At 71.8% G+C, this 24,648-nt stretch carries 12 protein-coding genes; 6 read left to right on the forward strand and 6 right to left on the reverse strand.

Features of this window, described 5'->3' with window-relative positions; all coding sequences use genetic code 11:
- The gene (locus tag ACSMXX_RS20830; RefSeq protein ID WP_473180219.1) at positions 1 to 585 is read right to left on the reverse strand and encodes an Rv3235 family protein; all 585 of its coding nucleotides are present in this window, start codon (positions 583 to 585) and stop codon (positions 1 to 3) included.
- 346 nt (positions 586 to 931) lie between these two features.
- Here ACSMXX_RS20830 and ACSMXX_RS20835 point away from each other — a divergent pair, with 346 nt between their 5' ends.
- The 4 genes from ACSMXX_RS20835 to ACSMXX_RS20850 all read left to right on the forward strand — a co-directional run bounded on the left by ACSMXX_RS20835 (position 932) and on the right by ACSMXX_RS20850 (position 10,384).
- The gene (locus ACSMXX_RS20835) at positions 932 to 1,444 is read left to right on the forward strand and encodes a DUF6912 family protein (protein ID WP_473180220.1); all 513 of its coding nucleotides are present in this window, start codon (positions 932 to 934) and stop codon (positions 1,442 to 1,444) included.
- 203 nt (positions 1,445 to 1,647) lie between these two features.
- Positions 1,648 to 2,325, forward strand: a complete 678-nt coding sequence (locus ACSMXX_RS20840) for an HAD family hydrolase (protein WP_473180221.1) — start codon at positions 1,648 to 1,650, stop codon at positions 2,323 to 2,325.
- A gap of 475 nt (positions 2,326 to 2,800) precedes the next feature.
- Complete coding sequence (locus ACSMXX_RS20845) at positions 2,801 to 7,819, forward strand: NAD-glutamate dehydrogenase (RefSeq protein ID WP_473180222.1); 5,019 nt, start codon at positions 2,801 to 2,803, stop codon at positions 7,817 to 7,819.
- Between the two features lie 204 nt (positions 7,820 to 8,023).
- Positions 8,024 to 10,384: a hypothetical protein gene (locus ACSMXX_RS20850; RefSeq protein WP_473180223.1), complete on the forward strand. Its 2,361-nt coding sequence runs from the start codon at positions 8,024 to 8,026 to the stop codon at positions 10,382 to 10,384.
- Here the strand turns inward: ACSMXX_RS20850 and ACSMXX_RS20855 are convergent.
- Positions 10,342 to 13,086, reverse strand: coding sequence for a glycosyltransferase family 4 protein (locus tag ACSMXX_RS20855; protein ID WP_473180224.1), 2,745 nt, complete (start codon positions 13,084 to 13,086; stop codon positions 10,342 to 10,344). The two genes, ACSMXX_RS20850 and ACSMXX_RS20855, sit on opposite strands and share 43 nt — an antisense overlap.
- 384 nt (positions 13,087 to 13,470) lie before the next feature.
- On the opposite strand from ACSMXX_RS20855, the gene ACSMXX_RS20860 reads away from it, so the two are divergent.
- On the forward strand, positions 13,471 to 14,445 hold the full coding sequence (locus ACSMXX_RS20860; RefSeq protein ID WP_473180225.1) for a class I SAM-dependent methyltransferase: 975 nt from the start codon (positions 13,471 to 13,473) through the stop codon (positions 14,443 to 14,445).
- A 38-nt stretch (positions 14,446 to 14,483) separates the two neighbouring features.
- On the opposite strand, the gene ACSMXX_RS20865 is transcribed toward ACSMXX_RS20860, so the two are convergent.
- The 4 genes from ACSMXX_RS20865 to ACSMXX_RS20880 all read right to left on the reverse strand — a co-directional run bounded on the left by ACSMXX_RS20865 (position 14,484) and on the right by ACSMXX_RS20880 (position 22,266).
- On the reverse strand, positions 14,484 to 15,440 hold the full coding sequence (locus ACSMXX_RS20865) for a carbohydrate ABC transporter permease (protein ID WP_473180226.1): 957 nt from the start codon (positions 15,438 to 15,440) through the stop codon (positions 14,484 to 14,486).
- Complete coding sequence (locus ACSMXX_RS20870) at positions 15,437 to 16,714, reverse strand: carbohydrate ABC transporter permease (RefSeq protein WP_473184884.1); 1,278 nt, start codon at positions 16,712 to 16,714, stop codon at positions 15,437 to 15,439. Before ACSMXX_RS20870 ends, ACSMXX_RS20865 begins: the two co-directional genes overlap by 4 nt.
- A gap of 312 nt (positions 16,715 to 17,026) precedes the next feature.
- A complete protein-coding gene (locus ACSMXX_RS20875; protein ID WP_473180227.1) occupies positions 17,027 to 18,454 on the reverse strand; it encodes an ABC transporter substrate-binding protein in 1,428 nt (475 codons plus the stop codon).
- 143 nt (positions 18,455 to 18,597) lie between these two features.
- Positions 18,598 to 22,266 (reverse strand): FHA domain-containing protein, encoded by a 3,669-nt coding sequence (locus tag ACSMXX_RS20880; RefSeq protein ID WP_473180228.1) that lies wholly within the window; start codon positions 22,264 to 22,266, stop codon positions 18,598 to 18,600.
- A gap of 505 nt (positions 22,267 to 22,771) precedes the next feature.
- Here ACSMXX_RS20880 and ACSMXX_RS20885 point away from each other — a divergent pair.
- Positions 22,772 to 24,544 carry a serine/threonine-protein kinase gene (locus ACSMXX_RS20885; protein WP_473180229.1) on the forward strand — a complete coding sequence of 591 codons (1,773 nt, stop codon included), beginning with the start codon at positions 22,772 to 22,774 and terminating at the stop codon, positions 24,542 to 24,544.
- Positions 24,545 to 24,648 lie beyond the last annotated feature (104 nt).

The raw sequence follows: 24,648 nt of genomic DNA on the forward strand, positions 1-24,648 counted from the left end.
CTAAGGCTCACGGCTCGCCGGCCGCCGGTCCGACGGCGACTGGCCGTCGAGCTCGACGGCGGTGCACCTCCAGCGGCGGTCGGCGCACAGCTCCAGGCGGAATGCCATGGCCCGCTGGCGGTCGCCGGTGACGATGCGCGCGAACGCCTCGATCACTCCGTCCCGCGGCCGGCTGCCGCGCGCGTCCAGGACTGCCGGGCTCGTACGGTCCGCGCCGCGCGGGCGCAGCGGTGCGTGCGACGCGAGGCCGGAGAGGTGCTCGTAGGCCGGACTCCGGGTGTGACCCAGCAGAGTGTGGACGGGCCGCTGGCCGCTGAGTACGAGCATGAGCCGGCTGGCGAACCAGAACGGCGGCTGCCGCTCCCGCTCCCTCGCGGCCGCCGCGCGCAGTGCGGAAGCGGAGGGTGCGGCGCCGGGGCCGGCCGTGGCCGTACGGGCCGCTGCCGTATGGGCCGTTGTCGTACGGGCCGTGGCAGGGCGGGTGCGCCGGATCTCAGGGCGCCGCGAGTCACGGCGTCCGGGCGGGGCCTTCCGCGCGGGGGTGTGACGGCTGCGCGGGGAGGCGGCGGCGGGTGGTGTGGGCATGGTGTCCATGAGGTCCCCCGATGAGTGAGTGACGAGACGACGGAACGGCGAACGGCGCGAGTCCGCGAAGCCGGGATGAGAACGCCGCCGGGCGAGGTGACGACGGTGTTTACCCGGCGGTAGCTTCGCTCATGGTTGTAGCTGCGTGACCGCTCGGTCGCAATGTGTGACTAGGAGCGCGGCGAGCCGCCCGCACGGTTCACCTATCAGGACGACGCACGGAACAGGGTTGACCGCTGGTCCGTCTCACCTGCGGCTTCGTGCCGAGACTGGCCGACGGGCCTGTGCTGTACGGCCCGTATCCTGACGGGGCAGACCCTCCGGCGATACACGAAAGCGGCAGCCCATGCGTGTCTACGTCCCCCTGACCTTCCCAGCGCTGCGCGACGCCCACGGGGCGGGGGAGCTGGCGCCGGAGCGCGGCGGCACCGTCGCGTACGCGGTCACACCGGGGCTGCGTGAGTGGTATCTCTCCGACGACAGCGAGGAGTTGGAGTACGCCGCGCTCAACCGCGCCGCCCAGGCGTCGCTCCGGCTGCTGGCCGGCAGGCCGGAGGTCCCCCGTCGCCGCGTCGTCGTCGCCTTCGAAGTCCCGGACGGGGCGGTCTCCTTCGACCCCGATCACGGCTTGGAGCGTGAATCCCTCGGAGAGGTACGGATCGAGGGGCCCCTGGCGATGTCGCGGGCGGCGGCCGTGCACATGGACTCCGCCGAGGCCGAGCCGGACGTCACCGCGGCGGCCGGGGCGCTCGGCGCGGCCGACATGGGCGACGAGGACGCCAGGTTCACGGTGGACGGAGCCGAGGACCACGAGCTTCTCTGGTACGCCACACAGGAGATCCCGCATCTGACCTGCTGACATGTGCGCCGGGGCCGCCGGGCGGCCGTGCCGTGGCGGTACGCGGGGGCGTGGGTCTCCCGGCCGCCGGTCCCGGCTCCGGGCGCGGTCCCGGCCAGGTCCCGGGTGAGGTTCCCGGCGGGGCCCCGGGCGCGGGCGGGCGGCGGGTCAGGACGGCCGAATCCGGTATCGCGTTGTCAGACCCTCGACGTACCGTCGTATCCATGGGTCTGGGACACAAGCACAGACGGTCCGCTCACATCGTCTGGGACTGGAACGGCACGCTGCTGCACGACATCCATGCAGTCATCGCCGCGACGAACGCCGCCTTCGCCGAGCTCGGACACCCTTCCATCACCCTGGAGCGCTACCGCGAGCTGTACTGCGTTCCCGTCCCGCGGTTCTACGAGCGGCTGATGGGGCGGCTGCCGAGCGACGAGGAGTGGGAGGTGATGGACGAGACGTTCCACCGGCACTACTGGCGGCAGGCGCGGGACGCGGGGCTCGCCGAAGGCGCCGCCGAGCTGCTCGCGGACCGTGCGGCTTCGGGGCGTACGCAGTCGCTCTGCTCCCTCGCTCCGCACGACAGGCTCGTCCCGCTCGTGCGTACGCACGGGATCGACCGGCACTTCGTACGCGTCGACGGTGCCCGGGGGCCCTCAGGGGGCGGCAAGGCCGAGCAGATGGCGCGGCACCTTCTGTCCTTGGAAGGCGTGGAGGCGGAGTACACGGTGATCATCGGGGACGCGGTGGACGATGCGCTGGCCGCCCGGCACGTGGGAGCCCGTGCCGTCCTCTACACGGGCGGATCGCACAGCCGGAAGAGCCTGGAGACGGCCGGAGTCCCCGTGGTGGACACACTGGCGGAGGCTGTCGAGACAGCAGAGCAGATAGCGGCATAGCCGCCCAGCCGCCCGGCCGGGTCCCAGCCGCCAGGTCGCACCGCCGTGCGGTCAACAGGGGCCGCCGGCTGGGCAGTCGGAGCAGCCGGGGCCGCAAGGAACCGTGGCAGTCGAGGAGTCGGGTGGTGGGAATGCGGGGTAGGACTGAAGGGCCGGACAGCCGGCTCCTACCGGACGGACGGCAGCCGGTTGCTGTCCACTCCGTCCAAGACCAACCCCCGATTTTGTACACATAAGGTCTATGACTGCCCCCGGCTCAAGGGCTGTAGCCTACGGGCGTGATCAGCGCGATATCTCGCGGGGGCGGCGCGACCCCCCGTCCGGTGCCCATTGCGCGACAGCGCCCCGGGCAGCCGCTGGTCTCTTCCAGGGCACGCGTCGAGCTCCGGGCGGTCACCCCGCGTTCTGATGCCGTGTCCCGACAAGCCCCAGCCATTTCACGTCACGCAACGGCGCGCGACAGGAGCCACAGGACATGCAGACCAAGCTGGATGAAGCAAAGGCCGAGCGGCTGGAGGAGGCCGTCCGGGTAGCTGAAGAGAGCCCGGCCGGGGGTCAGCACCCGGCGCGGGGTCTTGAGAACGGAGCGCTCAGGGCGTTCCTCCAGCGCTACTACCTGCACACCGCGCCGGAGGACCTCACCGACCGCGACCCGGTCGACATCCTCGGTGCGGCGTTCGCGCACTACCGTCTGGCACAGGAGCGGCCCCAGGGCACCGCCAACGTCCGCGTGCACACGCCGTCGGTGGACGAGAACGGCTGGACCTGCACGCACACCGTCATCGAAGTCGTCACCGACGACATGCCCTTCCTCGTCGACTCGGTCACGAACGAGCTGTCACGGCAGCACCGCGGCATCCACGTAGTGATCCACCCGCAGATGATCGTGCGCCGCGACGTCACGGGGAAGCTGCTGGAGGTGCTGGACGCCGGGCGCGACAAGCCCGCACACGGCCCGGGTGAACGGCCCGCCGAGGCGCGGGAGCTGCCGCACGACGCCGTCACCGAGTCCTGGATCCACGTCGAGATCGACCGTGAGACCGAGCGCGACGACCTCAAGCAGATCAGCGACGACCTGCTGCGCATCCTCTCCGACGTGCGCGAGGCCGTGGAGGACTGGCGCAAGATGCGCAGCGCCGCGCTGGACGTCGCCGAGGAGCTGGACACCGAGCCCACCGCTCCCGACGTGCCCGCCCAGGAGGTCGAGGAGTCGCGGGAGCTGCTGCGCTGGCTCGCCGACGACCACTTCACCTTCCTCGGCTACCGCGAGTACGAGCTGTCCGAGGAAACCCCCGACGGGGACAAGGAGTTGACGCTCACCCCCGTCCCGGGCACCGGCCTGGGCATTCTGCGTTCCGACCCGCAGCACACCACGAGCGAAGAGGGCCACCCGGTCTCGCCGTCCTTCAGCCGGCTTCCCGCGGACGCCCGCGCGAAGGCCCGCGAGCACCATCTGCTGGTGCTGACCAAGGCCAACAGCCGTGCCACCGTGCACCGTTCCTCGTATCTCGACTACGTCGGCGTCAAGAAGTTCGACGCCGAGGGGAACGTGGTGGGGGAGCGCCGCTTCCTCGGCCTCTTCTCCTCCGCCGCGTACACGGAGTCGGTGCGCCGCGTCCCGGTCATCCGCCGCAAGGTCGCCGAGGTGCTGACCGCCGCCGGGTTCGCGCCGGACAGCCACGCCGGCCGTGACCTGCTGCAGATCCTGGAGACGTACCCGCGCGACGAGCTGTTCCAGATCCCCGCGGACCAGCTGCGTTCCATCGCCACCTCGGTGCTCTATCTGCAGGAGCGCCGCAAGCTGCGCCTGTATCTGCGCAAGGACGAGTACGGGCGCTACTACTCGGCGCTCGTCTACCTCCCCCGCGACCGCTACACGACGACGGTACGGCTGCGCCTGACCGAGATCCTCTCCGAGGAACTGGGCGGCACCAATGTGGACTTCAGCGTCTGGAACACCGAATCGGTGCTCACCCGGCTGCACTTCGTCATCCGCCTCAGGTCCGGGGCGCAGCTCCCCGAGCTGACGGACGCCGAGGCCGACCGCATCGAGGCGCGGCTCGCGGAGGCCGCCCGCTCCTGGGCCGACGGCTACATCGAGGCGCTGAACGCCGAGTTCGGCGAGGAAGCCGCCGCCGAGCTGGGCCATCTCTACAGCGCGAACGCGTTCCCCGAGGGGTACAAGGCGGACTTCCCGCCGCGCGCCGCAGTGGCCGACCTCCAGCACCTCGACAGGCTCGCCCGCGGTGAGAACGGCACCCCCGACTTCTCGCTCAGCCTGTACGAGCCGGTCGGCGCCGGCCCCGGTGAGCGCAGGTTCAAGATCTTCCGCATCGGCGAGCCCGTCTCCCTCTCGGCAGTCCTTCCTGCGCTGCAGGCCATGGGCGTCGAGGTCGTCGACGAGCGTCCGTACGAGCTGCGCTGCAGCGACAAGAGCAAGGCGTGGATCTACGACTTCGGGCTGCGCATGCCCGTCTCCCACGCGCACGGCCTCGGCGAGGACGCCCGCGAGCGCTTCCAGGACGCCTTCACCGCCGTATGGACGGGCCGCGCCGAGAACGACGGTCTCAACTCGCTGGTCCTCTCCGCCGGTCTGACGTGGCGGCAGGCGATGGTGCTGCGCTCCTACGCGAAGTATCTGCGGCAGGCCGGTGCCACCTTCAGCCCGACGTACATGGAGGACACCCTCCGGCACAACGTGCACACGACGCGGCTGCTGGTGAATCTCTTCGAGGCGCGCCTCGACCCGAGCCGCTCACGGGCGGGGCACGAGCTGACCGACGGGCTGATGGAGGAGCTGGACGGCGCGCTTGACCAAGTCGCGAGCCTCGACGAGGACCGGATCCTGCGCTCCTTCCTCACCGTCATCAGGGCCACTCTGCGCACCAACTACTTCCAGAGCACCGGCGCGGGAAGCAGGGCGGGCGGCACGAAGGATCCGTCGGCGGGGCCGCACGAGTACCTGTCGGTGAAGCTGGACCCGCAGGCCATCCCCGATCTGCCGGCGCCCCGGCCCGAGTACGAGATCTGGGTGTATTCGCCGCGCGTCGAGGGCGTGCACCTGCGCTTCGGGAAGGTCGCGCGCGGCGGGCTGCGCTGGTCGGACAGGCGGGAGGACTTCCGCACGGAGATCCTCGGCCTGGTCAAGGCGCAGGAGGTCAAGAACACGGTCATCGTGCCCGTCGGCGCCAAGGGCGGCTTCGTCTGCAAGCAGCTGCCGGATCCGGCCGCCGACAGGGACGCGTGGCTGGCCGAGGGCATCGCCTGCTACAAGACCTTCATCTCGGGCATGCTCGACATCACCGACAACCTGGTCGTCGGCGATGTCGTGCACCCGGAGGACGTGGTCCGGCACGACGAGGACGACACCTACCTCGTCGTCGCCGCCGACAAGGGCACCGCCAAGTTCTCCGACATCGCCAACGAGGTCGCGGAGGCCTACGGATTCTGGCTCGGTGACGCCTTCGCCTCGGGCGGCAGCGCGGGCTACGACCACAAGGGCATGGGCATCACCGCCCGGGGCGCCTGGGAGTCGGTCAAGCGGCACTTCCGCGAGCTGGGCCACGACACCCAGACCCAGGACTTCACGGTCGTCGGCGTCGGCGACATGTCCGGCGACGTCTTCGGCAACGGCATGCTGCTGTCCGAACACATCAGGCTGATCGCGGCCTTCGACCACCGGCACATCTTCCTCGACCCCGATCCCGACGCGGCCACGTCGTACGCGGAGCGCCGCCGCCTGTACGAGCTGCCGCGCTCCTCCTGGGAGGACTACGACACCTCGCTGATCTCCGCGGGCGGCGGCGTCTATCCCCGCTCCGCGAAGTCCGTGCCGGTCAGCGCGCAGGTACGGGCAGCCCTCGGCATCGAGTCGAAGGCGGGCAAGGTCACGCCGGCCGAGCTGATGCGGGCCATCCTCGCCGCCCCCGTCGATCTGCTGTGGAACGGCGGCATCGGCACGTACGTCAAGGCGTCGACGGAGGCGCACGCGGACGCCGGCGACAAGGCCAACGACTCGATCCGCGTCGACGGCCAGGACCTGCGTGTGAAGGCCGTCGGGGAGGGCGGCAACCTCGGGCTGACCCAGCTCGGCCGTATCGAGTTCGCCCTGAACGGCGGCCGCGTCAACACCGACGCCATCGACAACAGCGCGGGCGTGGACACCTCCGACCACGAGGTGAACATCAAGATCCTGCTCAACTCGGTCGTCGCCAACGGCGACATGACGGTGAAGCAGCGCAACGCCCTGCTGGCGGAGATGACCGATGAGGTCGGGGAGCTCGTCCTGCGCAGCAACTACGCGCAGAACGTGACGCTGGCCAACTCCATCGAGGTCGCCTCCGGCCTCCTCCAGGCGCACCACCGCCACATGCGGCACCTGGCCAAGGAGGGCAAGCTGGACCGGAGCCTGGAGTTCCTGCCCAGCGACAAGCAGATCCGCGAGCGGCTCGCGGCCGGAGCGGGCCTGACCCAGCCGGAGTTGGCGGTGCTGCTCGCGTACACCAAGATCACGGTGACGGACGACCTGATCCACACGACTCTCCCCGACGACCCGTACCTCCAGCAGCTCGCGCACGCCTACTTCCCGCGGGCGCTGCGGGAGCGGTTCCCCGAGGAGATCATCGCGCACGCGCTGCGCCGTGAGATCGTCACGACGCTGCTGGTCAACGACACGGTCAACACCGGCGGTTCGAGCCTCGTGCACCGCATGAAGGAGGAGACGGGCGCGTCGACGGAGGAGATCGTCCGTGCGCACACCGCAGCGCGCACGATCTTCAGGCTCGGCGAGATCTGGGACGAGGCCGAGGCGCTGGACAATGTCGTCTCGGCCGACGTGCTCACCAGCATCAGGCTCCAGTCGCGCCGCCTCGCGGAGCGCGGCACCCGCTGGCTGCTGAACAACCGTCCGCAGCCGCTGCAGCTCGCTGAGACGATCGAGCTGTTCAGCGACAGGGTGGCGGCGGTGTGGGACGAGCTGCCCAAGCTCCTCAAGGGCGACGACCGCGTCTGGCACCAGGCGATCCTGGACAGGCTGGACGAGGCGGGAGTTCCCTCGGAGCTGGCCCAGCGGGTGGCAGGGTTCTCCGCCGCCTTCTCCGGGCTGGACGTGGTCGCCGTCGCGGACCGTACGGGCGTGCAGCTGCTCGACGTCGCGGCCGTCTACCACGACCTGGCCGACCGTCTCGGCATCACGCAGCTGCAGGAGCGCGTGAGTGAACTGCCGCGCGCCGACCGGTGGCAGTCCATGGCGCGTGCGGCGATCCGCGAAGACCTGTATGCGGCACACCAGTTGATCGCCGCCGACGTGCTCTCGGAGGGCGACGGCACGGCGACGCCGGAGCAGCGGTACGAGAAGTGGGAGGCGAAGAACGCGACGATCCTCTCGCGTGCCCGTGCCACCCTCGACGAGATCCAGGCGTCCGAGACATTCGACCTGGCCAACCTCTCGGTCGCCATGCGGACGATGCGCACGCTGCTACGGAGCAACCGCTGACCCGCTGACCCGCTGATCCGCGATCCGCGCTGACCCGCTGATCCGGCGGGCTGCCGGCAGAGGCTCGGGCGCTCGGTCCCCGTACGGTCACTCGTACGGGGACCGTCGCATGTGCGGCGGGCCCCGGGTGCACGCGTTCGGCCGTACCCAGAGCGCACGGCGCGCGCCGCCGGTCTTCACTGGAGGAGACCGCAGGGGAGGCCCATGCGCATCGAGCCCGACGCAGCTTCCGCGTCAGCATCCGCATCCGCAACCGAATCCGCGTCCGCGTCCGCTTCGGGGGCGGCCTCCGAGGCCGAGGCCGGTCCGCCGGCCGCAGCCGCTCCGGGGGCATCCGCCGCTCCGGGTTCCGCTTCCGTGCCCGCTCCGGGCGGTCGCCGGATCCCGGTCCGTGCGCTGGCCGCGGCCGCCCTCCTGGCTCTCCTGGCCGCCGGATATCTGCTTCAGCTGCTGGGCGTGCTGCTGGCGGCGACCGTGCCGGTCGTCTCCGGTGCGGTGCTCGGCATCCTGGCCGAGTCGTGGATGCTGAGCCGCTGGCCCGCCCTCGCCCGTGGCCTCGGCAGGGCCCAGCTTCACCACCCCGTACGGCAGCTGCTGCGGGACGGCCTCCTGCTCGGCGGGCTGGCACGGCTCGACGCGCTGCGCCCGCTGCACTACGCGGCATGGCTGCTGGTCGCGGTGCTCGGCTGCTGGGCGACGCACTTCCTGTGCCAGGCGGTGGCCGCCCGCGTACGGCGGTCGCGCAGGCTCCCCGTCGTCACGCGCAACATCGACGCCTCCGCGCTCCGCATCGGCCCCGCGCCGCCCCCGCTGTTCGGACGCAACGGCGCGGCGAGGCTGCTCACGTGCACGGCCCTCGTCACCGCCGGCACGGCCGCCACCGCCGTGACCGGCAACGCGCGCTGGGGCGCCGCCGTGGCGCTGGTGTGCTGGGCGGTGCTGCTGACGGGCGTGCTGCACCTCGCGTGCCGGTTGCTGCCGCGACGCCGTCCCGCCGGGGAGGAGGAGGTGCTGGCCTGGCTCGACGGCTGGCTGGCCGCGTACAGGCCCACCGTCGGCATGTACTTCTCCGGCGGTGCCACCTCCGCGTACCAGGCGAACATGTGGCTGCCGACGCTCGGCGGGCTTGAAGGGCGTCCGCTCATCGTGCTGCGCGAACGCTTCATGGTGCAGAAGATCGACGCGACGGACGTCCCGGTCGTCTGCATCCCGAAGGTCGCGCACCTGATGCGCCTCGAACAGTCCGGTCTGCTCGTGCTGCTGCACCCGGCGAACTCCGGCAAGACCTCGCACGTGCTGCGCATCCCCACCATCAAGCACGCCTTCATCAACCATGGCGAGAGCGACAAGCTCTCCTCCTGCAATCCCTACGCCAAGGCCTACGACGAGGTCTGGGTCGCCGGTCCCGCCGCTCGCGAGCGCTACCGGCTCGCCGGAATCGGCGTCCGCGACGAGGACGTGCGCGAGGTGGGCCGTCCACAGCTGGAGTCCGTCCGCCCGTTCGCCGGGCCGCCGGCACCGGGCGCTCCGGTGACCGTGCTGTACGCGCCCACCTGGGAGGGGTGGACGGACGATCCGGGCAACACGTCGCTGCCGCTGGCCGGTGAGCGGATCGTCGCCGCCCTGCTGGCGCAGGAGGGGGTGCGGCTGCTCTACAAGCCCCATCCGATGACGGGTTCGGTCGATCCGGCGGTGAAGGAGGTGGACCGGCGCGTCCGCGAACAGATCGCCGCGGCCAACGCCCGCCGCCGCGGCACCGGCACCGTCACCGGTCCCGGTACCTCGGCGAGGCCGGCGGAGGCCGTGGCGGAGCTGGAGCGCTGCGAGGCCGAACTGGCCGCCGTCGACGGTCCGTCCGCCCGGCTCGGCAGGGACGAGGCGGAACGGATGCTGTGGCAGCACGCCGACGCGTACCCCTCGGCCGCGAGCGTGTGGCAGGCCGTCGAGGCGTGGGAGGAGTGCTACTGGCGGGCGTGCGATCCGGCGGAGCACCTGGTGCTCGCAGACCAGCGGCCGGGCATCATCTCGTGCTTCAACCAGGCCGATCTGCTCGTCTCGGACGTCTCCAGCGTGGTGTCGGACTATCTGAGCAGCGAGAAGCCGTACGCGGTCGTCAACACCACCGGGCTGACGGAGGAGGAGTTCAGAGCCGGCTTCCCGACCGTGCGTGCGGCAACCATCCTGACGCCGGACGCCGGAGGGGTGCCCGCTCTGCTGGAGTCGGTCCGCGAGCCGGCCGCGGATGTGCTGCGACCGGCCCGCGCGCAGCTCAAGGCGTATCTGCTCGGACCGGACGAGCCGCCCTCAGCCGTACGCTTCGGCAGGGCCGTGGAGGATCTGCGCGCCGAGGCGGAGGCGCACCGGGCGCGGTGCGGCGCCGCCTCGGTGGAGGAGCCAGGCGGCCTGTCCGGCCCGGCTGGCCCCTCCGGACCGGCGGGCTGCTGCGGCCCTTCCGGCCCTTCCGGATCGGCGAGTTCCTCCGGCCTGTCCGGGTCGGCCGTCCGATCCGGTGGGCCGGCCGGTCAGTTGCCGGGCGAGGCGCTCGACGAGGACGAGGTGCTCTGACCCGTTCTTCCGGGAGCCGCGGGCGCCGCCGGCTTGGCGCCCTTGGCCGCCGCGGGCTCCAGCGGCTTCGCCGGCGGGAGCGGCTGCAGCGCCACCACCAGGTCGTTGACCAGGGAGAAGTAGAACCACACCCCTGTCTCCGTCTCGCCGAGCCGGACGCGGGGCACCAGATCGGTCTTCTTGCGGTCGGCGAGGTCGCCGAGCAGCCGCCCGAAGCGCACGCGCGGAGCGTCCTTCTCACCGCTCCGCAGCCACAGGTCCCAGACGCCCTTCAGACCGCCCGAGTCGAGAGCGGCCGGGAGTTCGTACGGAAGCTCGAAGGTGAGTGACGGCACGAGGCCCGGAGTGAGGTCGAACGGAAGCTCGAAGTCCGGTTCCGGCTTCGCGCGGGAGACGGCCACGACCGAGCCCCCTTCCACCGTCGCCATCTGGGCGGCACGCCCGTACAGCTCGGCCCGTACCGTGCAGCTCTCCCGCCCGAGTTCGACGGAGACGACCTCGGCGTGCCCGGAGCGGTGCCAGGCACGCACGGCCAGATAGCCGTCGAGGGTGGTGTAGGGCACCCAGGGCGTGACCACGCCGTCGCCGCCGACGGGTGCGGGCATCGACAGCAGCCGTGCGGTCTCGACGAGTTCGGACTGGATCCGTTTGCGCTTTCCGTCCGCACTCCGCTCGACGTACGTGTCCCAGCGGTCCTCCGCCAGGAAGTGCCCGGTGCGCTCCAGCCGTACCTCGACCCAGCCGTCGACGGCCTCGGTGCGGGGCGGGAGCGGGATGCGGTGCGGTGTTCCGGCGTCGCGGCGTGAGCGTACGAGGAGCACGGAAGTGGTCTTCGGCAGCCTCTTGGCGAGCAGGCGGATCACGAGCGAACCGTCGGTGGCGACCCGGGTGCGGGCGAGCGGGCGGCGCAGCTTCGCGGCGGGACGGTTCGCGCTGCGGTGCCGCCGCCAGGCTCGTACGGCCGGGCGCAGCACGGGTCCGGCGACGCGCAGGGCGAAGCGGCGGAAGGGGCGGGACGGGGGCGGGGCCGGGTTGGCCGGGCTCGGGGTCTTGCCGGCGGGAGGGGGCGTGGGTGCGGGCCCGTCCGGGCGCTGGGGCGCGGAGGCGAGCACGGGGGCGGGGTCCGGTCCGTGCTGAGGAGATCTGGGCCGTGAGGCGGGCTGGGATCCGGGCTTCGGCCCGGGATGGGGTCCGGGCTGAGGCCCCGGCTGCGGTCCTGGCTGCGCACCGTGCGCCGAGCCGTGCGCCGAGCCGCGCGCCGATCCGTGATCCGACCGGTGCGCCGACCCGTGCTCCGAGCCGAGCCCGGGCGCCGGCTCCGGGCCGGACGCCGGCGCCCCCGCCTGAGCCGTGGTCCCGGCCGACACCGGCGGGGTCGCCGGCGCCGTACCGGAGGCCGCACCCGGAGCCGTCGCGCCCGCCGCGCCCGCGGCCTCCGCACCCGGAGCCGCCGCACCCGGCACGCCCGCGGCCTCCGCCGCCCGGATCCGCTCGGGCTGCGCGCCCCTGCTGCTCCGCTGCTCCAGCAGCTTCCCGATCAGCTGCTCGTACTCGCCCGCGATGCGCTCCGGCGCATAGCGGGCTGCCTTCTCCAGCGCGGCCTGGCTCATCCGGTAGCGCAGTTCGGGGTTCTCGATCAGCTGCGTCAGCGCCTCGGCGTACGCGCGGACGCTGTCCTTCTCGGACGGGCCCAGGGGCGAGAGCAGGCCGTCCTGCCCGTGGTTGATGATCTCCCCCGGCCCGTACGGGCAGTCCGTGCTGACGACCGGGACTCCGCAGTGCATGGCCTCGACGAGCGTCATCCCGAACGACTCCGCGTCGGACGAGACGGCGGCGATCGCACCCTTCGCCCACTCGGCCTCGATGGGAGCGTGCGGCCCCATGAGGAACGCCCGGTCGTAGAGGCCGAGACCGTCGATCCTGGCCCGCAGCGCCGCCGCCTGCCGGCCCCGTCCGTAGAGCCGGAGGCGCCAGTCCGGGTGCTGTTCCGAGACGAGTGCGAACGCCTTGAGCAGACGGTCGTAGCGCTTGACCTTGATCAGTCTTCCGGCGGCGACGATCAGCTTGCTCTCGCCGTCGGACGGCTCCACGTCCACGGCCGGTACGGCGTTGGGAATGCAGGTGATCAGGGCGTCGTGCTCGGCGGTCTCGGTGCCGGTGCCGGAGATGGCGGCGCGGTAGTTCTCGGCGTCGGCGTAGGAGACGGTGACGAACGCGTCGAGGAGCGGGATGGCCGCGTCCTGGTGGGAGCGCACGTGTTCGCTGTGCATGGCGTGCGTGAGGTGTTCCTGGCCGATGCGCAGGTAGCGGTCGCTGCCGTAGGCCGCCAGATAGTCGTTGATCTTGGGGCGGGTGGCGATGACGACGTCGGCGTCGGTCTCGCGCAGATACTCCTCGACGCGCACGTCGCCGAGGTGGGTGGAGACGCCGCGCTCCAGGTGGTCGGCGCCCTCGGTGAAGCGGTGGCTGGGCTCGCGGAAGCGGGGGTCGTCGCCGTCGAAGCCGCGCTCGGTGCGGCGCAGCTCCAGCAGGTGGGTCATGGTGACACGGGGATCGAAGGACAGAGCGGTCTCACGGACCGTACGGCGCAGGCTGACGACCTCGACCGTGTGGCGATCGGCAAGCGCCCGGGAGAGATTCACCGTGGAGCGGATCGTTCCGCCGATTCCGTAGGCGTTGTCCAGCAGAAAAGCGATCTTCATCTGGCCTATTCCTCACAGGTCCTGCTCGAAAAAGGGGGGCATCCGAAATGCCCCATATCGGCAGTATTGTCCATAGGTGATCTGAAAATAGCCAGCAGGGTGAAGTCGACGTGTTCAGGCGGCGGATGCGTGCCGGGAAGGTTGTCTGCCGGCGCGGGGAGCCGGTCCGGACACCGGGCGCCAACATCGGCTGAACCATCGGTGGACACGGGAAGTCGGTCGGCGGAAGCCCTGCTCGCAGGGGCCCTCAGGGCGTGCACGCAGGGGCGGCGGCCTCGTATACAGAGCGGTAGGTGCTGCGGACGGATTCAGCGGATCTCCTGCGGATCTCCGGTCCGGGCGCCATTGTTCCGCCTTCCCGCCGTACGAGGAGAAGCGCTCTCCATGACCTCCACTTCCACGACCCGAGCCGGGGCCACGGACGCAAACGGAACCGCAGCGGCAGGTGAGGAAGAACAGCTGCCGCAGCCGCGATCCTTCCGCGAAGTGCGCGGCTGGTTCTACAACACGGACATCGTGCTCTTCGACTGGCTGCTGTCACGGCAGCGCAAGCTCGAACAGCCCGGCGATCTGCTGGAGATGGGCGCCTATCTCGGCAAGAGCGCCATCATGCTCCGCTCGTACCTGCGCGACGGTGAGACGTTCACCGTGTGCGACCTGTTCGGCTCCGAGGCGCCCTCGGCGAGCAACGAACGCGAGATGCGCGGCTCGTACTCGACCCTGACGCGGCGGGGCTTCGAGAGCAACTTCCTCTCCTTCCACGACGAGCTGCCGCGTGTGCTGCACGCGCCGACCTCCGTGGTTCCCGGCGAAGTCGCGGATGAGAGCTGCCGCTTCGTGCACGTCGACGCCTCCCACCTCTACGAGCACGTGCGGCCCGACATAGCGGCCGCACGCGACACGCTGACGAAGGACGGGATAGTCGTCCTGGACGACTACCGCTCTTCGCACACCCCCGGGGTGGCCTGCGCGACGTGGCAGGCGGTGCTGGAGGAGGGGCTGCGGCCGGTTTGTGTCAGCGCCCAGAAGTTCTACGGCACTTGGGGCGACCCCGCACCCGTACAGGCGGAGCTGCACGCGGCGCTGCGCGAACGCGGCGACTGCTGGCTGCAGTGGCAGGACGTGGCCGGGCACCGGCTGCTGCTGGTGGGGGCCGACAAGGCGGCGCAGCCGGCGCTGCCACGCTCCCGGCATGCGAAGCCCCGGGACGAATCCCGGGACTCCGCCAAGGACGGCGCCGCCCGGCGTGGCAGGGGGGCGGCGATCTCCGCGCTCTCCCGCCGTGCCGCTCGTGAGGTGCTTCCGCCCGTGATCTCCCGTCACCTGGCCCGGGCGCTGCGCGGCGCCCGTAACCGGTGACGGGAGGGGGGTACTGACGTACCGGCCGGCGTACGGCCCTACTTCACGGCGCCGGCCATCATTCCCGAGACGAACTGACGCTGGAACGCGAAGAAGACGATCAGCGGGATGATCATCGATACGAAGGCGCCCGGCGCCAGCACGTCGATGTTGTTGCCGAACTGGCGGACCTGCTGCTGCAGAGCCACCGTGATCGGCGGACTGCTGGAATCCGCGAAGATCAGCGCGACGAGCATGTCGTTCCACACCCACAGGAACTGGAAGATGCCCAGCGACGCGATGGCCGGACCGCCGAGCGGCATGACCACGCGGGTGAAGAGACGGACTTCCCCGGCACCGTCGAGCCGGGCGGCCTCCAGCAGTTCGCGGGGGATCTCCGCGAAGAAGTTGCGCAGGAGGAAGACCGCGAACGGCAGGCCGAAGGCCGTGTGGAAGATGACGACGCCCGCTGTCGTCTCGAAGAGCCCCAGGGTGTTGAAGAGCTTGGCGACCGGAATGAGGGCCACCTGCACCGGGACGACGAGCAGCCCCACGACCAGCAGGAAGAACCAGTCGCGGCCGGGGAAGTCCAGCCAGGCGAAGGCGTAACCCGCGAGAGCACCGATGATCACAACGGTCAGGGTGGAGGGGATCGTGATGAGCAGGGTGGTGAAGAGCGAGCCCGTCACCAGCTCGTTGGAGAGCAGGGCGTTGTAGTTCTCACCGGTGAACTGACCCGCGTCGATCACCCACGGGAAGCTGGAGTTGAAGTCGAAGACGCTCCACCAGCCGGAGACGCCGATGTCCTCGGGGCTGCGGAGCGAGGAGCTCAGCAACCCGACGGTCGGCATCAGCCACACGAGGGCGATGACGACGAGACCGAGACGTACCGCCCAGTGGCCGGTGAGAGAGACCAGCCGGGATGCGACCGAGGTCTTCTTCGTCTCGGAAGGCGGAACCCCCGACGGATCGACGGTGGCAGTCGGTTCGGGCTGGGCCGCGCTGACGGCAGTCATCGGCGGGACTCCCTTCGGAGGCGACGGATGTTGACGACCATCACCGGCAGGACGAGCAGCAGCAGGATGACAGCGATCGCGCTGCCGATGCCCTGGTTCGATCCGGCACCGAAGGACGACAGATACAGCTGGAGGGCGAGCACGTTGGCGTCGGCCTGACTTGCGCTCGGGGCGATGATGTAGACGAGGTCGAAGATCTTCAGCACGTTGATCATCAGCGTGACGACGACGACTCCGAGCACCGGAGCCAGCACCGGCACCGTGATCTTCCGGAAGACCTGCCACTCGTTCGCCCCGTCGACTCTCGCCGCCTCCAGCAACTCCCGTGGTACGCCCGCGAGTCCGGCCGCGATCAGCACCATGGCGAAGCCGGCCCACATCCAGATGTACGAGCCGATGATGGAGGGCGTCACAAGCGTCGAGCCGAGCCAGTCGATCCCGTTGTACGGCTCCGCGAAGTTCGAGGCGGGCAGGCGGAGTTTGGCCCCGTCGGCCTTGGACGGCAGCGAGAACGTGCCGTCCTTGCCGGTCTCGGCCGTGCCGACGACCTTGCCGTCCTTGACCGCCTCGACCTTGATGCCTTCGAGCGCCTTCTCCTTCTTGTCGACGACGTCGGGCTTGCCCGCGCCGCCGGGGGCGAAGTCGAGCCAGACGGTGCCGGCGACCTGGCCGGATTCCGGCTGTGCCGCCTTGGCGGGAGCCGCGCCGGCCGCGTCCTTCGGCGGGACGCCGACGAGCGCGAGGTTGGCGGGACCGGAGGTGGAGACGGCCGACTTGGTGGTGAAGTCGCCGCCACCCGACTTGGCCAGATCCGAGTTGGGGCGGGGACGGGCGCCCGGCCACGCGGAGGATTCGGCGAAGGTGTCGTGCACCCCCACCCAGACGGCGTTGGCGACGCCCTGCTGCGGGTCCTGCTCGTAGACCAGGCGGAAGATGATGCCCGCGGCGAGCATGGAGATCGCCATCGGCATGAAGATGATGAGCTTGAACGCCGTGCCCCAGCGCACCCGTTCGGTCAGGACGGCGAAGATCAGACCCAGCGCCGTACACACCGAAGGGACGACGATGACCCAGATGAGGTTGTTCTTGAACGCGGTCAGGATCTCGTCGTCCGTGAAGACCTCGACGTAGTTGCCGAGCCCGATGAAGCTCGATCCTGAGGCGTCGAAGGTGCTGCGGAAGATCGAGTACAGGATCGGATAGACGACCAGCGCGCTCAGCAGCAGCATCGCCGGCAGCAGGAACGAGAAGGCGATCCAGGGGCGCGAACGCATCACGGAGACCGAGGCCTTCTTGGCCCGGGGCGCCGATGGCGCCGAGGCGGCACCGGAAGCCGTTCCGCCCGGGGAGTCCTTGGTGGGAGCGGTGCCCGCGCCCGGCGGATCATCCGTCGGCGGGGTCGGGGTAGGGGTGGGCATGACAGTGGTGTCCCTTGTCCGGAGCCGGTCCCTTGTTCGGGACCGTGGGGCGTGGTCGGGGTGGGCCGGGTGCTGCGGCGTCACCGGTGCCGGGCCCGTCGCCAACGACGGACCCGGCACCGGCTGTTGTGCCGCCGGCCCTCAGAGCGCTGTGAACCGGCGCGGGCTTCAGTCCTTGTACGCCTTGGAGGCGGCTGCCTCGAGGGCGCTCTGGGTACCTGCCACGTCCTTCGGGTTCTTGAGGAAGTCCTGGAGGGCCTTCCACTCGCCCTTGCCCTTGGTGCCGCCGAACTCCGCGGGAGCCTGGTCGGACATGTCGAAGCGGAAGTCGTCGCCCGCCGAGACCAGAGCCTTGGCGATCTCGCGCTGGACGTCGTCCGGGTACGCCTTGCCGTCCAGGTTCTTGTTCGGCGAGACGAAGCCGCCCTCCTGAGCCCAGACCGCGGCGGCCTCGGGCGAGGCGAGGAAGGTCAGCAGGGCGTGGGCGCCCTTGTTGTCCTTCAGCGCGACGGCCGCGTCGCCACCCGTGACGACCGGAGCCTTGCCGTCCACCGTCGGGAACGGGTAGACCTTCGCGTCCTTGCCGATCTTCGCCTTGGTGTCGTTGGCGACGTTGATGCCGACGAAGTCACCCTCGAACACGCTCGCGGCGCTCGGGGTGTCGGTGGAGTCGAAGGTCTGCGTGACGGACTTCGGGAAGTCCGTCTGCAGCGCGCCCTTGTTGCCTCCGGCGAGGAGATCCTTCTTCCCGAACAGCTCGGCGAGAGTGGTCAGCGCCTTCTTCACCGAGGGGTCGGTCCACTTGATCTCGTGCTTGGCGAGCTTGTCGTACTTCTCGGCGCCTGCCTGCGAGAGGTAGATGTTCTCGAACCAGTCGGTGAGGACCCAGCCGTCGGCGCCGCCGACGGAGACCGGCTCGACGCCGGAGTCGGAGATCGTCTGAGCGTTCTTGACGAAGTCCTTCCAGGTCTTCGCCTCACTGACGCCCGCGGCCTCGTACGCGCCGGCGTTGTACCAGATCAGGGACTTGCTGGCGGCCTTGAAGTAGACGCCGTACTGCTTGCCGTTGTTGGCGCCCAGATCCTGCCAGCCCTTGGAGAAGTTCTTGCCGAGCTGCTCCTTGGTGGCGTCGTCGAGAGGCTTGAGCCAGCCCTTCTCGGCGAACTGGTTCAACACGCCGACCTGCGGCAGCATCGCGACGTCCGGCGGCGCGCCGCCCTCGAGCTTCGAGCCGAGGAACGTCGCAACGTTGTCACCGGTGGGCGTGACCTCGACCTCGGCACCCGTGCGCTTCTCGAACGCCTCGATGACCTTGGTGAAGTTCTTGCCCTCGTCGCCCGTCCAGACGGCTGCGACCTGAAGCTTCTCACCCTTGAGCTTGGGGAGCTTCACGGTGCTCTTGTCAGCTTGCGAAGCACCGCCTTCTCCCCCCTTGTCGTCGCTGCCGCCGCCGCAGGCGGCCGTCAACGACAGTGCTGCGACGGCGCACAGCGCCACCGCGCCACGTGCAGTCGCCCTGGTGGTGCCGGTCTTGCTGAAGATGCTGGTGTGGTTCCTGGTGCCTGATGCACCAGTCGCCCGGACCGTATTACGCATAGCTCCCGCCGTCCCCATCGGAGCACGGCTCCGGGTTCCGGCCGCCGTGCCGCTTCGTCACAAGGCAGAGGGCTTTCTGGTCTACGCCCTCAGTCCCGTGCGCAACTTCCTACGCCTGAACGCGGAGGGCCCGCAATACGTTGTCAGCTTTCAAGAACCTCATCTTGACCACTCCGTGATCTGTTTGCAGCGACCGTGCCCGATTCCTGTCGGTCCAGCCCCAGAGACTGCGCTGCCCGGCCCACTGCGCTCGCCAGCAGTGCGAGGTCCGTCGGACCGTTGCCGAGCTCGCGAACCGGACGGCGGGCAGGCGGATCTCCGGCGCGTGTCCAGTCCAGCGGAACGACCGTCGGACGCTGCGTCGCGGTGCGCGGGATACGGCCCGTGATCCGGCCCGCCTGGAAGGCCGTGGCCGTGCCGTCGGCCTCGGTGAGCGTGCCGCGGCCCGGGAGGGCGCTGTCGCCATCCGCCCCGTCGCCGCCGCCCTGCCGGCTCAGTTCGGCGCGCAGCGCGGCCGCTTGGGCGACGGCCGTACCCTCCGTGCGGTCCGGGCGGCCGCTCGCCGCCACCACATGCATCCCGAGGCGCGCTCCGTCCTTCGCCACGCTCTCCAGGGCGCGCATCACCGAACCCGCGGCGGGGCGCCCCGGGTTGCCGAGTGAGGGGTCGGCAAGTGTGTCGAAGTCGTCGACAAGGATGACGATTCTGGGGAGAGGAGCCGTCTGTGCGTCCAAGTGTTGAACGGTCGCTCCGGTTGCGTCGCTGGTCGTGGCGTCGCTCTGCTCGTTCGTGCCGCCGCTCGGCGCGGGGCCCGTCTGCGTGCGGAGGCGGAGCGTGCCGGGCTCGTCCCGGGGGTCGCTCACGGGGGCCGCTTCGGGGGATCCGGCGGGCTGCGCCCGGCGGAGCTGCCGCGCGGCCGAGCGGTGCCCGGCGCGGGCGACCCGGCGCGCGAAGCCCTCGTACGTGCTCTCCGTGCCGATCAGCTCCGTGCGGCGCTTGAGCTCTCCGCTGAGGGACTGCGCGAACTCCCGCATGGTGCCCGGATCGTTGGCCGCCAGATGGTGACGGGCGTGCGGCAGCTCCAGACATGTGTGGAGGCCGTCGCCCGCGGCACCGTCACCGTCGAGGAGCACGAGCTGGAGCCGGTCGGGCGGGCTGCCCACGGAGAGGGAGGCGGCGAGCGAGCGCAGCAGCTCCGTCTTGCCGGAACCCGGCGGCCCGGTGACGAGGGCGTGCCCGCGGGTGAGCCCCAACTCGGTCTCCAGCGAGCCGCGCGGGCCCGCACCGAAGACGAGGGTGGCGCGGCCGGCTGCGGGGACGGGAGGTCCGCCCTGCGGGCCCTGGCCGCCGGCGCCGCCCTGCTCGCCCCTTCCGTCCCGGCCGCCCTGCGCCGTGTTCGCGTCCTTCCCGCCGGGCTCGGCCCACCGCGCCAGCAGCGCCGCGGGAGTGGCGCGGGCGAGCCCCAGCTCGTCGAGGAGCCGGGAGCTGCGCGGGAGTGCGACGACGGACCGGGACGCCGCGCCCGTACGCGCCCGGGCGCCGTCCGGCTCGCGCAGGGGAGCCATCGCCCGCGCGAAACGCTCGGCCCAGGCCGGCGATACGGCGTCGAGCGTGCAGACGGTGCCGGGGGTGCCCGCGGTGGTGTGCGCGGCGCCGGGCCCCGGGGCGGAGCCGGGGCCGGGGCCGGGGGCGGCATCGCCGTCAGGGCCGCCGGGGACCCCGTCAGGCCCGCCGGGCGCCGTCCTCTCGCGGTGGACCACCCGTACCGCCGTCGCGACCGCTCCGCTCAGCAGCGCGAGCGCCCCGCACTCCCGGAAGGCCGCGGACGTGTCGCACGCGGCCCGTACCGTCTCGGAGACCGGCGAGGAGGGAGTCGCCGCGGGGGTCTCGGCGAGGCAGAGCAGATGGATGCCGGCCCGCGGCCCCTCCACCGCCAGCCGCGCCACCGAGTCGCGCAGCGAGGCAGATCCGGGATCGCCGTCGACGACCAGCAGGGTGTACGGACCGGGACCGGAGGGCGCTCCGCCGCGCCCCGCATGCCCGGCCTGCTGCCGCGACTCCTGCTGCCGCGACTCCTCCAGCCGGTGGGTGAGTTCGGCCACGCGCGCTGTGGCCTGGTCCCTGTCGTACGCGGTGAGCAGACGGCAGTCCTGGCCGTGCGCCGGACGGAGATGAGGCAGCCACCCCAGCCAGGACCACTCCCGGATGCGCGCCTCGGCGTCCCGCGAGCGGTCCGCCGAGATCAGCACCATCTCCAGGGTGCTCGGGCCGTGCAGGGCGGCGAGCTGGGCCAGCACGGAACGGGCCATGCCCGTCAGGCGCGGCCGCGGGCCCGCCAGACCCAGGGCGCCCGCTTCGCGCAGGCCGACGGTGACCGGCGACCCCGGCCGGCCGTGGCCGTGGTGCGCCGTGCCGATCCGTACGGTCAGGGCCTCCGGGTGGCCCGGCTCGCGCTCCCAGAGCCGGGGCCCCGGGCCGAGTGCGGTGAGCAGGATCGTGGCCGGGTCGGGACGGCGTGCGTCCGCAGGTGTCCGCGCGGAGACCTCACCGCCGGACGCGGACGCGGACCCGGACCCGTACGCGGCGCCGGGGCCGGAGCCGGGGCCGGCGGAGCCGCCCGCCGCGCCCGCGAGCGACGGTGCGTGGCCCTCGCCCTGGCGGCCGCCCGTGAAGCGCCGGGCCCAGGCGCCCAGCCCGCGGGAGCGCGGCCGCTCGGGCTCACCCGCGCCGGCCCCGCCGGACCCGCCGGACGGTGTCCCGGCGGCCTCCCCGGGCGGGAACTGCTGTGCGTAGCGGGCGTGTTGGGCGATTCCCGAGCCGTGTGTGGTGCCCCCGTCCGGGAAGGGGCCGCCCGGTGCGTATCCGTGCGCGCCGTCCCCTGCGGCGGGTGCGGCGCTCTCCCTGCCGCCTTCGCGCGGGCCGCCCCCGTCACGTACGGGCGTGGCGGCGTCCCCGTGGAGGCCGGGCGTGCCCTGGGCGTCCGGCAGGGAGTCCTGTCCTCCCCGCGGCGCCGCCAGCCGCAACTGCCCGTTCCCGTCCGGCAGCGTAGGGAGGGAGGCTGGCAGGGGAGCGGCGGCTGAAGGCCCCTCAGCTTCTCCGGAGCCGGGGAAGGCGCCCTCCGCCGATGTCTCGACACGCAGCGCCGACTCACCGACCCGCAGCGTCGAACCGGGGCGGAAGAGCACCGGCTGCCCCCCGACGGGCGCACCGTCGAGCGAAGTGCCGTTGGTGGAGCCGAGATCGGTGACGGTGACGGCACCGCCGTCGGAGACCGTGACCGCGCAGTGCAGCCGTGAGACGTCCGGGTCGTCGAGCGGTACGTCGGCCTCGGCGGAGCGGCCGAGCTGGACCTTGCCGCCCTGCAGGAGGTGTATGCCACCGGCGTCCGGACCCGAGATCACGTGCAGCCTCGCCTTCGCGGAGCCGTACGTGGAGAGGGCCGGCGCGGCGGCCGGGAGAACCGGGCCGTGCAGGGAGATGACGGCGCCGTCCAGCAGCGGGGGTTCGCCCAGCATCTGACGGTGCGGATCGAGCCGCTCCGTGCCCGCGTACACCGCCGTCGTCGAATCCGCCGGGGACTCGGCTCCGCCTCCGTAACCCGGGCCGCCCGCGCCGGAGCCGCCGGTGCCCGAGCCGCTCGCCGCCGCGGCGGCGGTGGAGACGAGCCCGCCGGTCACGGCGGACAGCGGTGTGCCGGACGGGGCCGTGACCAGTACGTCGCACGCTGCTCCAGCGCCCGGCGCACCTGCCGCGCCACCCGCACCCTGGCCGCCTCCGCGCGGCCCGAGGGTGACAGTCAGCCGGATCTGCATCGGCCCTCCCGGTCCCGACCACCGGTGTGCCGGCTGCGTATGCGGCGAGGCGGTCACCCTCGCCGCGCTTCCGCGCCCTGCACACATGTCCCACACGGCACAGCACCCGCGGCCGCCGAATCCTCGCCGCCACGGACGGATCACGCGGCCCGTGGGGCCACTCGCCCGCACACAGTGCTGTCGATGCCGCGAGCATCTTCGCACCCGTCACTGACATCGCGTCCCGCTCGCGGCGGTCAATGATCTTGATTTTGCGCTCCCGTGCGCAAGAGGGCCTGCCCGGACACTTCGCCGGATACGATCCGCGCCCCGCGCGCGCCGCAGGCCGGTGTACCGAGCGGGGGCCGCCCCGGCAGCCGCAGCGGGCGCCGCAGGGCCGCAACCGTGCCCGGCGCCCGGTGCGTCTTTGCCGGAAGTCGCCCATCCGTTCGCACTCGGCGTCGACCGTTCGCGAGACGGCACTATTGTGGGTGGGATTGCAGTACGACACCAGGGAGCGCATGACGTGCGGCCTGTAGGCAGCAAGTACCTGCTCGAGGAACCGCTGGGCCGCGGCGCCACGGGCACCGTGTGGCGGGCGAGGCAGAATCAGACGGCGGGCGCCGAGGCGGCAGTGCCGGGCCAGCCCGGCGAGACGGTGGCGATCAAGGTCCTCAAGGAGGAGCTGGCCAACGATCCCGACGTGGTCATGCGCTTCTTGCGGGAGCGCTCCGTCCTGCTCCGGCTCACGCACCACAACATCGTCCGTACGCGCGACCTGGTCGTGGAGGGCGATCTGCTCGCCCTGGTGATGGATCTGGTCGAGGGGCCGGACCTGCACCGCTATCTGCGCGAGAACGGGCCGTTCTCGCCGGTGGCCGCCGCCCTGGTGACCGCACAGGTCGCCGACGCGCTCGCCGCGAGCCACGCCGACGGCATCGTGCACCGGGACCTCAAACCGGCCAACGTGCTGCTCGCGAACGGTCCCGAGGGCATGCGCCCGATGCTCACCGACTTCGGCATCGCGCGGCTCGCCGATTCGCCGGGGCTGACGCGTACACAGGAGTTCGTCGGCACGCCCGCATATGTGGCGCCCGAGTCGGCCGAGGGCCGGCCCCAGACCTCCGCAGTCGACATCTACGGTGCGGGCATCCTGCTGTACGAACTGGCCACCGGGCAGCCGCCGTTCGCCGGCAGCAGCGCGCTCGAAGTGCTCAACCGCCACCTGCGTGAGGACCCGGTGCGGCCGCCGAGCATGCCCGACCCGCTGTGGACGGTCGTGGAGCGGTGTCTGCGCAAGCAGCCGGAAGAGCGGCCCAGCGCGGTGAACCTCGCGAACGCGCTCCGTACGGTCGCGGGCGGCATCGGCGCCCAGGCCACACCGGACCAGGCCGCCGCCGCGATGGGTGTCGCCGGGCTGCTCGCGCCCGACCCGGCCCCCGCGCCGGTGCCGGAGACCGGCACGGGCAGCGGCGTGGGAGCCGCGGCAGCCGGCGGCGCGGTCGCCGGAGCGGCCGCGGGCGCCGCCGCGGGTGCGGCGGCCGGGAGCGCCGACCCCACCCAGATGCTGCCCCACTCCGCCTCGGCCCAGGCGCAGGGCGCGGGCCAGGGGCAGGGCCCGGGCGGCGGCCAGTACGACCCGAACGCCGCCACCAGCTACATGCCGCACTCCAGTGCCCAGGGGCCGGGCGCCCAGGGCGGTCCGGGCGGCCCCGGGGGTCAGGCCGGACAGGGACCGAACGCGGACCCGACCCAGGTCATGCCGCCCGTCCCCGGTGCTCCGCCACCGCCCGCGCAGTCCCCGGATGCGGGGCAGCCAGAGGGTCCGCACCCCTGGGAAGGCCAGATGCGCGCGGCCCGCGACCGCAACGAGCAGACGCAGGTCCAGCCGCTCGACCCGAGCATGGATCCGCTGCGCCGCCGTCCGCACCGCCAGCCCCCGCCGCCGCAGCAGCCGCCGCCCGGCCGCCGTCAGGCTCCGCCCCCGGAGCAGTACGGACGGCAGCAGCGCCGCCCCGCACAGCCGCCACCGCAGCGGTACGAGCCGGAGCCGCCGCCCCGCAGGGAGCCGCGGCCCCGGCGCGAGCCGCGGCAGCGCGGCGCGAACCCGATGCACATCCCCGGGCTCGGCTGTCTCAAGGGCTGCCTGTTCATGATCCTTCTTCTCGTCGTGGCTGCCGTACTGGTGTGGAATCTCACTCCGCTTCCCCAGTGGTGGGAGGAGGGCAAGAATTTCTGGGAGTCGGTGCAGAACCTGTTCAGGGAGATCGGGAATCTGGTCGACAGCGCTCCCAAATAGCGCTTCCAGTACGCGAGTTCGGTGATTTGTCGACTTCCGGGGAGAGAATTCCCCCTCGAAAGTGACGGTTAGTGCGCTCCTGGGCCCTCAAGCCCCTTCCGCCG

The sequence above is a fragment of the Streptomyces sp. DSM 116795 genome, from assembly GCF_055792905.1.

What these genes read in the sequence shown, in the direction of transcription:
- ACSMXX_RS20830 (WP_473180219.1), bottom strand. Translation starts at nt 585, where the DNA reads ATGCCCACACCACCCGCCGCCGCCTCCCCGCGCAGCCGTCACACCCCC.
- ACSMXX_RS20835 (WP_473180220.1), top strand. Translation starts at nt 932, where the DNA reads ATGCGTGTCTACGTCCCCCTGACCTTCCCAGCGCTGCGCGACGCCCAC.
- ACSMXX_RS20840 (WP_473180221.1), top strand. Translation starts at nt 1,648, where the DNA reads ATGGGTCTGGGACACAAGCACAGACGGTCCGCTCACATCGTCTGGGAC.
- ACSMXX_RS20845 (WP_473180222.1), top strand. Translation starts at nt 2,801, where the DNA reads ATGCAGACCAAGCTGGATGAAGCAAAGGCCGAGCGGCTGGAGGAGGCC.
- ACSMXX_RS20850 (WP_473180223.1), top strand. Translation starts at nt 8,024, where the DNA reads ATGCGCATCGAGCCCGACGCAGCTTCCGCGTCAGCATCCGCATCCGCA.
- ACSMXX_RS20855 (WP_473180224.1), bottom strand. Translation starts at nt 13,086, where the DNA reads ATGAAGATCGCTTTTCTGCTGGACAACGCCTACGGAATCGGCGGAACG.
- ACSMXX_RS20860 (WP_473180225.1), top strand. Translation starts at nt 13,471, where the DNA reads ATGACCTCCACTTCCACGACCCGAGCCGGGGCCACGGACGCAAACGGA.
- ACSMXX_RS20865 (WP_473180226.1), bottom strand. Translation starts at nt 15,440, where the DNA reads ATGACTGCCGTCAGCGCGGCCCAGCCCGAACCGACTGCCACCGTCGAT.
- ACSMXX_RS20870 (WP_473184884.1), bottom strand. Translation starts at nt 16,714, where the DNA reads ATGCGTTCGCGCCCCTGGATCGCCTTCTCGTTCCTGCTGCCGGCGATG.
- ACSMXX_RS20875 (WP_473180227.1), bottom strand. Translation starts at nt 18,454, where the DNA reads ATGCGTAATACGGTCCGGGCGACTGGTGCATCAGGCACCAGGAACCAC.
- ACSMXX_RS20880 (WP_473180228.1), bottom strand. Translation starts at nt 22,266, where the DNA reads ATGCAGATCCGGCTGACTGTCACCCTCGGGCCGCGCGGAGGCGGCCAG.